Genomic DNA, 12862 nt, shown 5'->3' on the forward strand with positions numbered 1-12862 from the left:
CCGAGTCACAGGCGTTCTTCCGCCTCGTCTTCGTTCTGTCACAGGCGGGGCTGCGGGAGGCGACCGGCACGGAGAGGGCCGGACCGGGCATGAGGAACCGGACGAGACCGGCTCCCACGCGACGGGCCGGCGGGCCGAACACGCTTGACGGGCACCCCAGTTCACGGGCCCGCACGCGCGCGTGCCGCCTGCGGCGGAGCTCCTCGGCCGGACCTCACCCCCGTCTCGTTTGCGCCTTGCGTCCCCGTCCGGGTGAAGGCCTTCTGTTTGGCGGGGCGGGGCCGGGCTCACTCGGCATGGTGAGGGGATGTTCTCTGCGGGAGCTTCCATGGATGCTGACGTCGTTGTGGTCGGGGCCGGGCCGGTCGGCCTGCTGCTCGCCGGTGAGCTGCGGCTGGCGGGCGTGCGCCCCCTGGTGGTGGAGCAACTGGCCAAACCGACCGACGAGCCCCGCGCACGCGGCATCGGACCGCTCGCCTTCGAGGCGCTCCAACGCCGTGGCCTGGGCGAGCGGGTGACGGCCCATCACCCGGCGGGCAGCGCCGACCGGGTGCGTGACCACGGAAGCGAGAAGGGGCACTTCGCCTGGATCCACAAGATCGACCAGAGCGTGCAGGCGGAACCCGACCGGGTGGGCGCCCTGATCTGGCAGCCCGATCTCGAACAGATCCTCCTGGACCATCTCGCGGGGCTGGGCGTGAGCGTGCGCCGCGAGCACCGGGTGACCGCCGTCGCGCAGGACCCGGACGGCGTCACCGTCCTGTGCCGTACCCCGGACGGCGAACGGCGCTTCACCGCGGCCTACGCGGTCGGCTGTGACGGCGGCCGTTCCACCGTACGGAAGCTGGCGGGGTTCGACTTCCCGGGCACCGACCCCCTCATGATCGCCCGGCGGGCCGAGGCCGACGTCGAGTGCCCCCAGGGCCTGCCCCCCTCGGGACGCACCCCCACCGGCACCCTCTTCCACGCCCCCGGCACGGTGGCCACCTTCGACTTCGAGGACGTCCTGGTCGACCCCCGACTCCCGCTCACCGCCCAGGAGATGGAGGCGAGCCTGAGGCGGGTCAGCGGCCGCGAGGTCACCGTCGGCCGGCTGCGCGGCGGGACGCGCTTCAGCGACCAGGCCCGCCAGGTCACCTCCTACCGCAACGGCCGGGTGCTGCTGGCAGGCGACTCCGCGCACGTCCACTCGCCCAACGGCGGCCAGGGGCTGACCCTTGGCCTGCTGGACGCCGCCAACCTCGGCTGGAAGCTCGCGGCGACCGTCCTCGGGCGCGCCCCGCACGCACTGCTCGACAGCTACAGCGCCGAACGCCATCCCGTCGCGGCGGCCACCCTGCACAACACCCGGGCCCAGTCCGCGCTGCTCAGGCCCGGCCCGCACACCGACGCGCTGCGCGACATCGTCTCCGACCTCATGGACATCACCGAGGTCAACCAGTACTTCGGCCGGCTGCTCAGCGGCCTGGGCACACGCTACGAACTGCCCCACGCCGACGAGCGCGCGCACCGCTTGACCGGCACCCACTGCCCCGACCTGCGGCTGCACACGGCAGGGCCCGGCGGTACGGGCACGCCGAGCACCCTGGCCCGCCTCGCCGAGCCCGGCCGGCCCGTCCTGCTGCACACGGCCGGCCTGCCCCAGGTGCAGGAGCTGGCGGACCGGTGGCGCGCGACCCTCACCGTGGCGCGGGTGACCTCGATCGACCACCCCGACCTGAGCGCCGTCCTGGTCCGCCCGGACGGCGTGGTGGCCTGGGCCGCGGGCACCGGGGCCGACGCGGGTGCCGCCGACCTGGAGGAGGCGCTGGGCGCCTGGTTCGTACGGGCCTGAGCCGCGGCCGAACGCGCCCTGGGGCGTGTCCGCGAAGTCGCGTCCGGCCCGCGGCGTCTGGCACGCGCGCGCTCGCCGCGTTGTCGGGCCCGCCCGAGTACGCCCGGTACGAAGGCGACCCTCCGCCTTGCGATCACACGCACCAGACGCCGCGAGCCACGCCCTTCGGGCGAACCACGCGACTTCGCGGACACGCCCTAGGACTGCTCGATGAGCTCCGCGACGAGGCCGCGGACGTACGCCTCGTCCGTACCGGGCAGGGAGAAGACCACCCGGAAGTAGAGCGGCGCGATGATCCGGTCCAGGACCCGCTCCAGGGACGGCGGCCTCTGGCCGCGCTCCCGCGCCGTCTCCAGGACGGGAGCGAAGCGCTCGGTGACCCGGCGCAGGCACTCGCGCAGTCCCTCGTGCCGCTCGTCGACGTCGGGCGCGACCTCGGCGCGGAAGAAGGCGATGCCGCCGGGCCGGGAGAGCTCTGCCAGCGTCCACAGCGCCTGGTTCTCCAGGTCGGTGCGCAGCTCACCCACGAGCGGGGGCGCGCCGGACTCGCCGCGGTGCTCGGCGATGTCGGCCAGGAGTGCGGCGAGCGTGCCCCAACGCCGGTAGAGGGTGCTGGGGTTGACCCCCGCGCGCTGGGCCACCGCCGGGAGCGTCACCTGGTCGGCGCCGCGCTCGGCCACCAGCGCGACCGCGGCGCCGTGGACGGCGGCCCGGACGCGGCTGCTGCGGCCTCCGGGCCGCCTCGTGGGTGCGTCGGTGTTCACCACCCCACTCTAAAGCAAAGACTTGCGCCTTAGTGGCCGGTGTGGTCTAGAGTCGCCCTGACGCAACTAACGCACAGATCACCGCTTTAAGCGTCTTCTGGAGGGATCACCATGTCCACCGTGTCCACCGACCAGTCCGCCGCGCTCGCGCTCGGACGCAGCTTCCACCAGGCCCTCGTCGCCGGCGACTGGGACGGCCTCCGGGCCCTGCTGCACGACGACGCCACCTGGACCCTGCCCGGCGACAACACCATCTCCGGCACGGCCGAGGGCGCCGACGCCGTGGTGGCGCGCGCCCGGCAGATCGCTGCGTACGGCCTGAACTTCGAGCTGCTGCACCTGCTGGTCAGCCGGGAGAACATGGCGCTCTCCCTGCACAACACCGCACGGCGGGGGGACGCCGTGCTGGACGAGTACCTGGCCACGGTCTGCCGGCTCCGCGACGGCAGGATCGCGAGCATCGAGACCTACCTCTCCGACGTACCCGGGATGAACGCCTTCTTCGTCTGAGCACGCCCGCCGGCCTGGCGGCCCGGGCCTCTTGCCGCCACCACCGGGCCAGGACGAGCCCACGGCAAATCCCGGCCCCATGGTGGCGATGAGGCCCGGGGCGCCCGCGGGGGCGCGGGAACTGCGCGTCTGCGCCAACGCCTCCGGATGGAGGGTGTGGCCGGCTCGGTGACCGTAGTGCTGAACACGGCGTCGACGCCCTCGGGGCGCACCCTGGCCTTCTTCAGCGCCTCCAGGAGCACCTGTTCGTCGAGGCCCAAAGCGGTGTCCAGCCAGGCCCAGTTGGCGTCGGTGAAGTCGGTGAGCGCGCGCAACTCACGCATCGGACACGCAATGTGACGCGTACTCACCCCCGCGGCCTCGGCCCGCCCGGCCCCTGGCCTTCACCCTTCTCGGTTGGCCTCTGCGCCGTCGTCGGTTCTGTCGGCACCGAGCGACCGTCCTTTCCGCTGCACATTGTGCGGTCCGCTTCAGCGTCGACGACGAACCCCTGCCGACGCACACGCAGCCCACGCGTCCACCCGCCGCATCGGCTCGCTGCCCGAACGGCTCCGATTGTGACGCGGCCTCAAGCCGGTTGCAGAGCAAGGTTGTCCGCTTGGAAAGTGAATCCAGGTCGCCTGCGGTGACCAAAGTTTTATGTATAGAGCTTTTCTCTAATATGTCTGGAACGTGTCACTCTTGTTTCCGGATGGGCGATCTCCTCTTTTGGTGTTGATCAAGGTGGTGATGCCCTCTACTGTCGATTCGTCTCGACCTGCGAGATGCAGCGATAGGAAAGCAGGAGCGAATGACCGTTCTCTCAGATCTCATCGTCGACCCGAAGCCCGTTTCCGATGTCGGTGCTCCAGAGGAGGAGAAGGGGTACTTGATCCCGACGTACATTCCGACGATTGAGGAGACTGTCACCGCCAGTGGTGCCCACCGTCAGGGTGGCTGCCTGAGCGTCGTGTGCTGAGTTTCTGACAATCGATAGCAAGGGATTCATCGGGTGCGTGTAAGGCGCGAAGACCTTCGCGTCCCCGACGCTCAGGCCGACCTCTACCTGGTCGGTCTGGGCATCGGTGGACTTGAGCGCAGGACCGTGGAAGCGGATGAGGTGCTGCGGAGCGCAAGTGTGATTCTCCATCACACCGCCTTTGATGCCGATTTGAGGCACATGTATCGGGCGGCGGTGGTCGACCTGGAGTCCGTGTACGGAGCTGACCCCAACCCGGTGCAGACCTACCACGAGATGGCGGCTCAGGTGCTCCATGCGGTCAAAGAGCGGCGCGGAGGGCCCGTCTGTTTTCTGACGTACGGGCACCCCATGTATCTCGTCGACTCGGCCTGGATTCTCATGGAGGCGGCCAAGGCTGAAGGAATCTCCGTCAAGGCTCTTCCCGCCACTTCATTCCTGGATGCGGTCCTGGTGGATCTCGGGGCTCGCTTCGACAATGCCGTCCAGGCGTATGACGCGAACCTGTTCTATCTGCATGATGTCAGGCCCGATACGCGTTTCCCTGTACTCCTGGCACAATTTGGAAGCTTCAACAGTAATCGACTTCGACAGTCGGGTGATCTTTACGGGCGGATCTCCCCGCTCGCTCGCAGACTTCAGGACATCTATCCGGCCGACCGCGGGGTTGCGGCGGTTCTCTCTTCCTGGCGGCCGGACATGGCCCCCCAGGTCAGCCATGCGACGATCCGGGACATCGACTCCCTGATTTCCAGCAGTCACAGTGGGACGACTCTGTTCATCGGGGGGAGCGAACCGTGGGCGAACGCCCAACAGGATTGGATGAGGCTGAGGTAATTCCGTTCGACTTCTGGGGTGTGGCGGTCGATGTCCATCTCCGGCACCCCAAGGACCGTGACCACGTCCGCTACTACTTCCAGGACTACCTGCGGCCTCTGGGCAGCACGCGTGCCGGCATCTCACTCGCCCTCCTGCCCGCCGAGGGGCGATTCATCGACGGGGCCACCGACGTCCGCAAAAGCATTCACGTCCGGCTGGCCGGTAACTCCTGGCAGCTCTATGAGAGGTACGCGGGACAGCCGGACCGGGCGACACCCCTGCCGCCGTTCCTGCTGCCACCCTTGAACTCCATCGTCCGCCCCGTGCACGCGAGCGCGGTTGCGTCGCCGCAGGATTCCTCCCGGGCAGTCCTGCTGCACGGCCCCTCCAAGGCCGGCAAGTCGTCCATCCTGCTGGAGCTGATCCGGCTGGGCTGGCACTTCGTCTGCGACGACACCGCACTGCTGCACGACGAGCGCACGATCTTCTCCTACACCCGGCCCATCGGTGTCAGGGAATCGACGCTGGAGATCCACCCCTGGCTGCATGCGCACATCGCGCAGGCCCCGAGCTTCCCCACGCCGACCGGGAAGACCTGGGCTGTCCATGTGAACCTTTTGCCGGTCAAGCGGTCCCCGTCCGCGACTGACTGGACCTGGACCGTCACTCTGCTCCCTTCCCGTACTTACCACGTCACCCGCCTCGCGGAGAACCATTTGAAGATCGCATTGGATTCGAGACGGGACATACGGCGAGCCGCCGCAGACATCATCACGGAACTCACCGGAGACCGTTCATGATCCAGAACCTGTACTTCGACTTCTACGGGGTGACGACCCGCTTACGGGTGGTGCCGGCCGACGTCGACGAGGCCCTGTTCTCCTTCGGGGATCAGCACCTCTCACGGCCTCCTGAAGGTGAACCCGATGTGGTGGTGACCTTGAGCTGCACTGAATGGCCCGAGCGCGGCTTCTTCACCAGCCTGCTCCGCAAGGACAACCTGGCCAAGCGCATCGAGGTCGACCGGCGTGCCGACCACACCTGGATCCGCGTGGCCGATCACACCTTCACGGGCTGGTCCGAGATACCGTCACCGCTCCCGCCCTTCCGCTACTCCGACCTGTGGACAACCACTGCGGTCGGCCCGGGGACCTGTCTGGTACTGCCCGATGGCCAGGGACTGCTTGTCACCGGGGCCAACTACGTCGGCAAGACCTCGACCGCCCTGGTGCTGTGCCAGCGCGGAGCGCGCCTGGTGAGCGACAGCCTCGCCGTACTCGACCTGAACACGGGGCTGTTCCGTCGCCATGACAGTCCCCTCGGCTTCCGCAGGGGAAGCCGCCGGCACCACCTGCACAAGATCAAAGACGGTGTCCATCGCGAAACCGTTTCCCCCGACACCGGTCTGGTCCTCCTGGTGCCTCCCGCGCAGTTTCTGGGCGTCCCCAACCTCACCGAGGCCACGGTCGACCAGATCGTGCACCTCGAACGCCACGCCTCGCCCGCTGAGCCCTACACCACGGACACCGACCTGTCTCCCTGGTTCTCCGGTGCTCACCGGCACGAAATCGCCCGGCACCTTCCCGGCAAGACCACGGTCGTACCCGTGCCGGAGGCGGCCTCGCCCCTTCAGATCGCAGACCTTCTCGAAAGCGCCCTATGAGTGACCTGCTGACCGCCGACGCCGTCTCCAAGACCTACGCCGGCGCCTCCGCCCCGGCCCTGTCCGACGTCTCGTTCCGCATCGGGGAAGGAGAGGTCGTTGCTCTGCTCGGACACAACGGGGCGGGAAAATCGACCCTATTCGAGATCCTGTGCGGGCTTCAGCAGGCCGACTCGGGCACGGCGAACCGTTCAGTGGGCGCAGCCGACTTCGGCTGGTGCCCACAGCGAGAGATCATCGACTGGTCGCTGACCACGCGTCAGAACGTCGAAATGGGCCTGGCGTTCCGCCGCGGGACCCTGCGTGGTGTGCGTGCCCTGGCGGAGGAGGTCTGCGAGGTCGTCGGCCTCGAGCGATTCCTCGACCGCCAGGCCGAGACGCTCTCCGGTGGCGAACTGCGCCGCTGCCAGATCGCCCGTGCCATCGCCGGCCGGCCCCGCCTGATGATCCTGGACGAGCCGACCACCGGCCTGGACCCCGACGCTGTCGCGCAAGTCTTCGACTACCTGCGGGACAGTGCCGACAAGGGATCCACCATCCTGGTCAGTACGCACGACACCTCGCGCTTTGCCGAATACTGCACACGCGTTCTGGCCCTCAGCGCCGGCCGTCTCCTCACCGACCAGCCGGTGCGGGCCTTCCTCGCCCCCGTCGGTGAGTCCGACGACCTGTGGGACGGCTACCGGCACCTCACCCGGCAGTCCTCCACCACGTCCCAGCTCCCGTCGACCGAGGTGGTGCACCCATGAGCAGCCTGCGGGCACTCTCGCTGCCCCACCGTCTCGCCCGCCCCATGATCGCAGTCCGCTTCCACTGGCTCTCCCTGTGGAACTGGCGGCAGGTCTACTACGGCCGGATCATCGAGCCGATCGCCTACCTGCTCTTCCTCGCCGCCGGCATCGGGGGAGCGGTGGCCTCCGGGCACAACCAGAGTCTGGGCACCTATCTCGAGTTCGTCGTCCCCGGCATGTTCGCGATGCTCGCGTTCCGCTCCGGCACCGCTGCCATCTCCGATGTCGCCAACGATCGCAAATGGGGCGTATTCGCCTTTTACACTCTGCACGGAGGCGGCCCGGCCGGATACCTGTCGAGTATCGTCACGATCCTCGGCACGGTCTTCCTCGCCCAACTCGCACTGGTCGTCGCCCTCGCCGCCCTCCTGGGCGGCCTCGCCGACGTGCCGGCGTCGCGCTTGACGACCACGGTGCTGACTGCGCTCCTTGTCGACGCCGGCTGGATCGCCACAGGAGCAGCCCTCGCCGCCCGCGTGCAGTCCTACGCCACACGCGACTTCCTGCTGACCGTCACCGCACTGCCTGTCGTTCTGGCGGCACCGCTGTTCTATCCCCTGGACTCCGCACCCGGTTACCTGCGTGCCCTGGCCCACGCCGACCCGCTCACCTACCAGGTCGCCTGGCTGCGCGGCACCTGGTCGGGCGATCCCTCAGGCCTGCTCTGGGCAGCCCTGTGGGCGGCGATCGCGGCGACCGCAGCCGTGCCGATGCTGGCCCGAGCCGATCGCGTCACCCGGGAAAGGTGACCGACCATGAAACTCTCCGTCCTCGACACCGCTCCTGTCTTCGCAGGAACCACCGGCGCTGCGGCGCTGCAATCCAGCGTGAAACTGGCGCAGCACACAGAAGCGCTGGGCTATACCCGCTACTGGATAGCCGAGCACCACGACAATCCCGCGACGGCGGCCACCACACCCGAGGTGGTCGTAGCGGGCGTCGCCTCCGCCACGACCACCATCCGGGTGGGATCCGGCGGCGTCATGCTCCCCAACCACTCGGCACTGCGTGTCGCCGAAGCCTTCACCACTCTGCACGCCCTGTTCGGCTCCCGCATCGACCTGGGCGTTGGCCGTGCCCTGGCCGGTAGCCCGACACTGAGCACCGCCCTTCGGGGAACTTTCCCCTCCGCCTCACCGACCGCGTTCGCCACCCAAATCGAGGAACTGCGGCGATACCTCTCTCACACCACCCCGACCGCACAGGCCCACAACGCACCCGTCCCCGTGTGGATCCTTGGGGGCAGCATCCCCGCCGCCCAGACAGCGGCCGGCCTCGGCCTCCCCTTCGCCTTCGCAGGCCACCTCGACACCGCAGGGGCCGAGGAGACACTGACGGCGTACCGCCAGTCGTACCGGCCCTCACCCGAACACCCTCACCCGTACACCATGGCCAGTGCAGGCGTGTACCTGGCGAAGACCCGAAACCAGGCCGCCCAACTCGCCCGCACCTATGCGGAGCACGTCCTGGCCGAAAGGCGGGGGAACCGCACGCCCATCGACCCAAGGCGCGTGCCACAGGCGACAGAATCGACCAACCATCAACACGGCATGGCCGACAGCCAGGCCCAGCACTGGATCTGCGGTGACAGGTCCACGGCCGAAGCAGCCCTTCACCGATACGCCAACGACCTGGCCCTGGATGAACTCATCGCGCTGACCGTCATGGAGAACTTCTCCCACCGGGCCCTGTCGTACGAGATCCTCATGCAAGCAGCCACGTCAGCGGCCGACTAGGTGTGCCTCCTGTTGCCTGGCGGTTTCGCTGAACCTGGCAGACGCACTATGGGACGCGTCCGGCCCCGCCTGGCTCGCTCTGCGCATCACCGTGTCGGTGCTTCGCTGCTGCCCTCATCGCGTATCTGACCCTGTGGCTGATCCGGTATCGACGACACCGGGCGAGCTCGCACCAGAGCACGGCATGGGCGCCACGGCCAGTACCCATGTCGTCTCGTTTCTGCTCTGGACGCGTGGGCTGAAGAGCGCCCCCACCCCCCTCCGCCGCCTCGCGCCCGAACCGCGCACCGCACCGGTGACCGAGGGGCCGCCCACGGAAGGTGACGCGGCATCAGTGGTGATCATCGGGGCGGGTGCGGGGGCGACCTCGTCGGCGAGGGCGTCCCCGCCGGGGGGGCACGGCCCCTCGTCAGGAGCCCCGGACGCACCAGGCCAGGAAAGGAGCGCGCGATGAGCACACAGCAACCCCACCACGACCACCAGGACTGCGGAGCTCGGAACGACGAAGAGCCGACATGGAGCTCCCTATCCGCCAAGGGGAAGATCCTGGCCGCGGCCGGACTCACCGGCCTCGGTCTCGGCGTCGCCACCCTCCTGCTGCTCGTCCTCCTGCTCGTGGTCCTCCTCGTCACAGCCGCGTTCAGCGACGTGATCGAGTTCGACGGCCCGTCCACCCCGCTCTGGGCCGCCCTGCTGTGCCTGCCCTGCGGACTGCTCGCCGGCATCTTCACCACTCCCGTACGCCTGGTGGTGCGCCTCAACCAGCCCACGCAGCGCACCCGGCAGGTGGCCGAGGCGCTCACCTCGTGCCTGACGACATTCCTCGCCGCCGTCTTCGTCCTGGAGTTCACCCCCGGCCTGCACGCCACCCAGGTGTGGCTGCCTGCCGTGGCCGCCACCGCGCTCGGCATCACGGCGAACCTGGTGACGGCTCGCGTGGAGTCACGCAAGAGGTAGCGGCGGCAAGGGCGGGTGAGCGCCACCCGGCGCACCGCACACCGCACACCGCCGATGGCGACGGCGCCCACGTGAACGGCGCCCCTGTGGGCGGTGAGGCCGGCGGCGCATCCAGCGAATCCAGCGAAGTCAGCGAATCCACCTCGCAGTCAACGGAGAAGGGCGACGTCGTCATGATCGCCGAGCTGCCGGATCACTCCCTGCCCCCACCCGCCCACCTCCACGTATCGTGCGACCGAACACGTCATACGACCGACGACCCACACCCCGGAGGAGCACCATGATCGGTGTCGAGGAGCTGGAGGCCACCGCGGCACACATCGCGGACCACGTGGTGCGCACTCCCACCGTGCCCAGCCCGGGCCTGAGCGCACTGCTCGGCGTACCGGTCACGGTCAAGCTCGAACTGCTCCAGCGCAGCGGCTCCTTCAAGGCGCGCGGCGCCGTCGCCAAGCTCCTCACTTTGACCGAGGAACAACGCGCGGCCGGCGTCGTCGCCGTCTCCGGCGGCAACCACGGCGTCGCGGTGGCCGAGACCTCCGCCGCCCTGGGCGTACGGGCCACCGTCGTCATGCCCCGCACCGCCCCGGCCCGCTCCGTGGAGATCGCCCGGGCCGCCGGCGCGGATGTCCGCCTGACCCCCACCATGGCCGAGGCCTTCGCGCTCATGGAACGGCTGGAGGCCGACGGACTCACCCTGCTGCACCCCTTCGCCGACCCGGTGGTCATCGCCGGACAGGGCACCGTGGGACTGGAACTGGCCGCGGACGCGGGCAAGTTGACCGACGTCCTCGTCTCCATCGGCGGCGGAGGCCTGATCGCGGGCGTGGCGGCGGCCCTCAAGGCGCGCCGGCCCGGCGTACGGGTGTGGGGAGTGGAGACCACCGGGGCCGACGCCATGTCCCAGGCCCTGGCCCACGGCGGCCCGCTCCAGGTGGATGTGAACTCCCGCATCAGCACACTCGGCGCGCCCACCGTCTCCCCGCTGACCTACACGATGGTGCGCGACATGGTCGACGAGGTCCTGGTCGTACCGGAGGCCGAGGCCTATACCGGCGTACGCGAACTGGCCGAACACGCCAAGGTATGGGCCGAACCCGCGGCCGGCTGCCTTCTGCCCGCCGCCCGCCGCGTCCTGGCCAAGACGGGCGACGACACCCACCTCGGCCTGGTGATCTGCGGCGGCAACACCACCATCGACGACATCACCGCCTACACCGCGTAACCCCGAGCCCTCCCGGAGCCCTCCCGGAGCCTTCTCGCGGACAGGGTCCCCGCCTCGTCCCCCGCCTCCCTCCGCGGTGGGGGAGTGGCGGGAAGTCCGTGCTGCCCACCGGCGTTGCTCCCGAGTATGAAGATCGGTGAAGCGTCCAAGGTCAGCGGCGCCAGTGCGAGATCCCTGCGGTATTACGAGGACGAGGGCCTGATCGTCCCCGGCCGTTCCCACAACGGCTACCGCGACTACTGCTTGCCCACCCTCGACCGGATCCGGACCATCCGCGCACTCCTGGAATCCGGCCTGCCCGTGCGACTGATCAGGGAACTCCTGCTCCACCTCCCGGACGATGGCGATGGCGAGGGCGGCGGCGATGCCACGCACGCGGCATGCGCACCCTTCCTTCGCGAGGTGGAGAGCTACCGCGACCGTCTGGCCGTCCGCATCACCGACCTCCACACCCAACAGGCCGCACTCGACGCCTACTTGCGCCGGGCCCGGACCACCACCCCATGATCACCGCTTGACCTTGACGCCGGTGTGAAGCTCCTACGTTCCCTCCATGGAGAACAACGAGCAGCGCCCCGGCGCCGAACAGACCATGACCATGCGGGCCCTGATCCAGCACTCGCACCAGGGCCCCCAGCACCTGAGCCTCACCACGGACCGGCCCCGCCCCACCCCGGGCCCGGGCGAGTACCTGATCCGCGTCGGCGCGGCCGGGATCAACTTCGCCGACGTCCTGCAGACCCACGGGACCTACGCGGCAGGACCCCTGGCGCCCTACGGGGCGGGCTTCGAAGCCGCCGGCCAGATCGTCGGTGCCGGGCCGGGGATCACCCGCCCCCTCCCGGCCGGCACCCACGTCATCGGCACCGGCCCGGGTGCCTTCGCGCAGTACATGACGATGCCGGCCGCCCAGGCGCTTCCCGTCCCCGCCGGCTGGACGGACGCCCAGGCCCTCGGCCTGGTCCTGAACTGGGTCACCGCGCTGGCCGCCCTGAAGCCGCTGGGCGAACTCCGGCCGGGCGAGACGGTCCTCATCCACGCCGCGGCCGGCGGAGTGGGACAGGCCGCGGTCCGCCTCGCCCGCCACTACGGCGCACGCGTGATCGCCACGGCCTCGCCCGCCAAGCACCACACCCTCAAAGCGCTGGGTGCCGACACGGTCCTGGACAGCACCCACCCCCAACTCGCCACGGAGATCGGTCACCTGAGCGGCGGCGTGGACCTGGTGCTGGAATCCGTGGGACGGGCCACATTCCCGGCCAGCCTGGCGGCCGCCAAACCCTTCACCGGCCGCGTCATCGTCTTCGGAGCCGCCTCCGGCGACGCCGCCCTGACCACACACGACCTGATCTTCACTCACCAGGTCCAGATCAAAGGCCTGCACATCGGTGCACTGGCCGATGCCGCCCCCGCCCTCTACGACAGCCTGCTCACCGAGCTCAGGACACTCATCGCCGACGGCGTGTACCCGCCCGGCACCCCCGAGATCCACCCCCTGGCCGCGGGACCCGCCGTCCTCCAGGAGCTCGAAGCAGGCCGGACCCACGGCAAACACGCCCTCGACCCGTGGCTGTGAACCCCGCCTGACCCCCCACCAGAGACACC

At 69.5% G+C, this 12862-nt stretch carries 13 protein-coding genes; 12 read left to right on the plus strand and 1 reads right to left on the minus strand.

Annotated features, from left to right (window positions below):
• The first annotated feature begins 328 nt into the window (after window positions 1–328).
• Entirely contained in the window at window positions 329–1834 is a 1506-nt protein-coding gene (locus tag ACZ7DY_RS35560) for an FAD-dependent monooxygenase (RefSeq protein WP_471143151.1), read from the plus strand.
• Between the two features lie 197 nt (window positions 1835–2031).
• On the opposite strand, the gene ACZ7DY_RS35565 is transcribed toward ACZ7DY_RS35560, so the two are convergent.
• Complete coding sequence (locus ACZ7DY_RS35565; protein ID WP_471143152.1) at window positions 2032–2598, minus strand: TetR/AcrR family transcriptional regulator; 567 nt, start codon at window positions 2596–2598, stop codon at window positions 2032–2034.
• 111 nt (window positions 2599–2709) lie between these two features.
• On the opposite strand from ACZ7DY_RS35565, the gene ACZ7DY_RS35570 reads away from it, so the two are divergent.
• From ACZ7DY_RS35570 to ACZ7DY_RS35620, 11 genes are all read left to right on the plus strand, one after another.
• A complete protein-coding gene (locus tag ACZ7DY_RS35570; protein ID WP_471143155.1) occupies window positions 2710–3108 on the plus strand; it encodes a nuclear transport factor 2 family protein in 399 nt (132 codons plus the stop codon).
• A gap of 991 nt (window positions 3109–4099) precedes the next feature.
• Window positions 4100–4903, plus strand: a complete 804-nt coding sequence (locus ACZ7DY_RS35575) for an SAM-dependent methyltransferase (protein WP_471143157.1) — start codon at window positions 4100–4102, stop codon at window positions 4901–4903.
• Window positions 4864–5685, plus strand: coding sequence for a hypothetical protein (locus ACZ7DY_RS35580; protein WP_471143158.1), 822 nt, complete (start codon window positions 4864–4866; stop codon window positions 5683–5685). Before ACZ7DY_RS35575 ends, ACZ7DY_RS35580 begins: the two co-directional genes overlap by 40 nt.
• Window positions 5682–6548 (plus strand): hypothetical protein, encoded by an 867-nt coding sequence (locus tag ACZ7DY_RS35585; RefSeq protein WP_471143161.1) that lies wholly within the window; start codon window positions 5682–5684, stop codon window positions 6546–6548. Before ACZ7DY_RS35580 ends, ACZ7DY_RS35585 begins: the two co-directional genes overlap by 4 nt.
• Window positions 6545–7297: an ABC transporter ATP-binding protein gene (locus ACZ7DY_RS35590; protein ID WP_471143164.1), complete on the plus strand. Its 753-nt coding sequence runs from the start codon at window positions 6545–6547 to the stop codon at window positions 7295–7297. Before ACZ7DY_RS35585 ends, ACZ7DY_RS35590 begins: the two co-directional genes overlap by 4 nt.
• Window positions 7294–8088 carry an ABC transporter permease gene (locus ACZ7DY_RS35595; protein ID WP_471143166.1) on the plus strand — a complete coding sequence of 265 codons (795 nt, stop codon included), beginning with the start codon at window positions 7294–7296 and terminating at the stop codon, window positions 8086–8088. The genes ACZ7DY_RS35590 and ACZ7DY_RS35595 overlap by 4 nt, the downstream gene beginning before the upstream one ends.
• A gap of 6 nt (window positions 8089–8094) precedes the next feature.
• Window positions 8095–9075, plus strand: coding sequence for an MsnO8 family LLM class oxidoreductase (locus ACZ7DY_RS35600; protein WP_471143168.1), 981 nt, complete (start codon window positions 8095–8097; stop codon window positions 9073–9075).
• Window positions 9076–9525: 450 nt separating this feature from the next.
• On the plus strand, window positions 9526–10032 hold the full coding sequence (locus ACZ7DY_RS35605; RefSeq protein WP_471143169.1) for a hypothetical protein: 507 nt from the start codon (window positions 9526–9528) through the stop codon (window positions 10030–10032).
• A 280-nt stretch (window positions 10033–10312) separates the two neighbouring features.
• Entirely contained in the window at window positions 10313–11257 is a 945-nt protein-coding gene (locus ACZ7DY_RS35610) for a threonine/serine dehydratase (RefSeq protein WP_471143171.1), read from the plus strand.
• Window positions 11258–11383: 126 nt separating this feature from the next.
• Window positions 11384–11764: a MerR family transcriptional regulator gene (locus tag ACZ7DY_RS35615; protein WP_471143172.1), complete on the plus strand. Its 381-nt coding sequence runs from the start codon at window positions 11384–11386 to the stop codon at window positions 11762–11764.
• Between the two features lie 46 nt (window positions 11765–11810).
• Complete coding sequence (locus ACZ7DY_RS35620; protein ID WP_471143175.1) at window positions 11811–12833, plus strand: zinc-binding dehydrogenase; 1023 nt, start codon at window positions 11811–11813, stop codon at window positions 12831–12833.
• The last annotated feature ends 29 nt before the right edge of the window (window positions 12834–12862 follow it).

It is taken from the genome of Streptomyces sp. NPDC037013 (assembly GCF_055607265.1).

What these genes read in the sequence shown, in the direction of transcription:
- ACZ7DY_RS35560 (WP_471143151.1), top strand. Translation starts at nt 329, where the DNA reads ATGGATGCTGACGTCGTTGTGGTCGGGGCCGGGCCGGTCGGCCTGCTG.
- ACZ7DY_RS35570 (WP_471143155.1), top strand. Translation starts at nt 2,710, where the DNA reads ATGTCCACCGTGTCCACCGACCAGTCCGCCGCGCTCGCGCTCGGACGC.
- ACZ7DY_RS35585 (WP_471143161.1), top strand. Translation starts at nt 5,682, where the DNA reads ATGATCCAGAACCTGTACTTCGACTTCTACGGGGTGACGACCCGCTTA.
- ACZ7DY_RS35590 (WP_471143164.1), top strand. Translation starts at nt 6,545, where the DNA reads ATGAGTGACCTGCTGACCGCCGACGCCGTCTCCAAGACCTACGCCGGC.
- ACZ7DY_RS35595 (WP_471143166.1), top strand. Translation starts at nt 7,294, where the DNA reads ATGAGCAGCCTGCGGGCACTCTCGCTGCCCCACCGTCTCGCCCGCCCC.
- ACZ7DY_RS35600 (WP_471143168.1), top strand. Translation starts at nt 8,095, where the DNA reads ATGAAACTCTCCGTCCTCGACACCGCTCCTGTCTTCGCAGGAACCACC.
- ACZ7DY_RS35605 (WP_471143169.1), top strand. Translation starts at nt 9,526, where the DNA reads ATGAGCACACAGCAACCCCACCACGACCACCAGGACTGCGGAGCTCGG.
- ACZ7DY_RS35610 (WP_471143171.1), top strand. Translation starts at nt 10,313, where the DNA reads ATGATCGGTGTCGAGGAGCTGGAGGCCACCGCGGCACACATCGCGGAC.
- ACZ7DY_RS35615 (WP_471143172.1), top strand. Translation starts at nt 11,384, where the DNA reads ATGAAGATCGGTGAAGCGTCCAAGGTCAGCGGCGCCAGTGCGAGATCC.
- ACZ7DY_RS35620 (WP_471143175.1), top strand. Translation starts at nt 11,811, where the DNA reads ATGGAGAACAACGAGCAGCGCCCCGGCGCCGAACAGACCATGACCATG.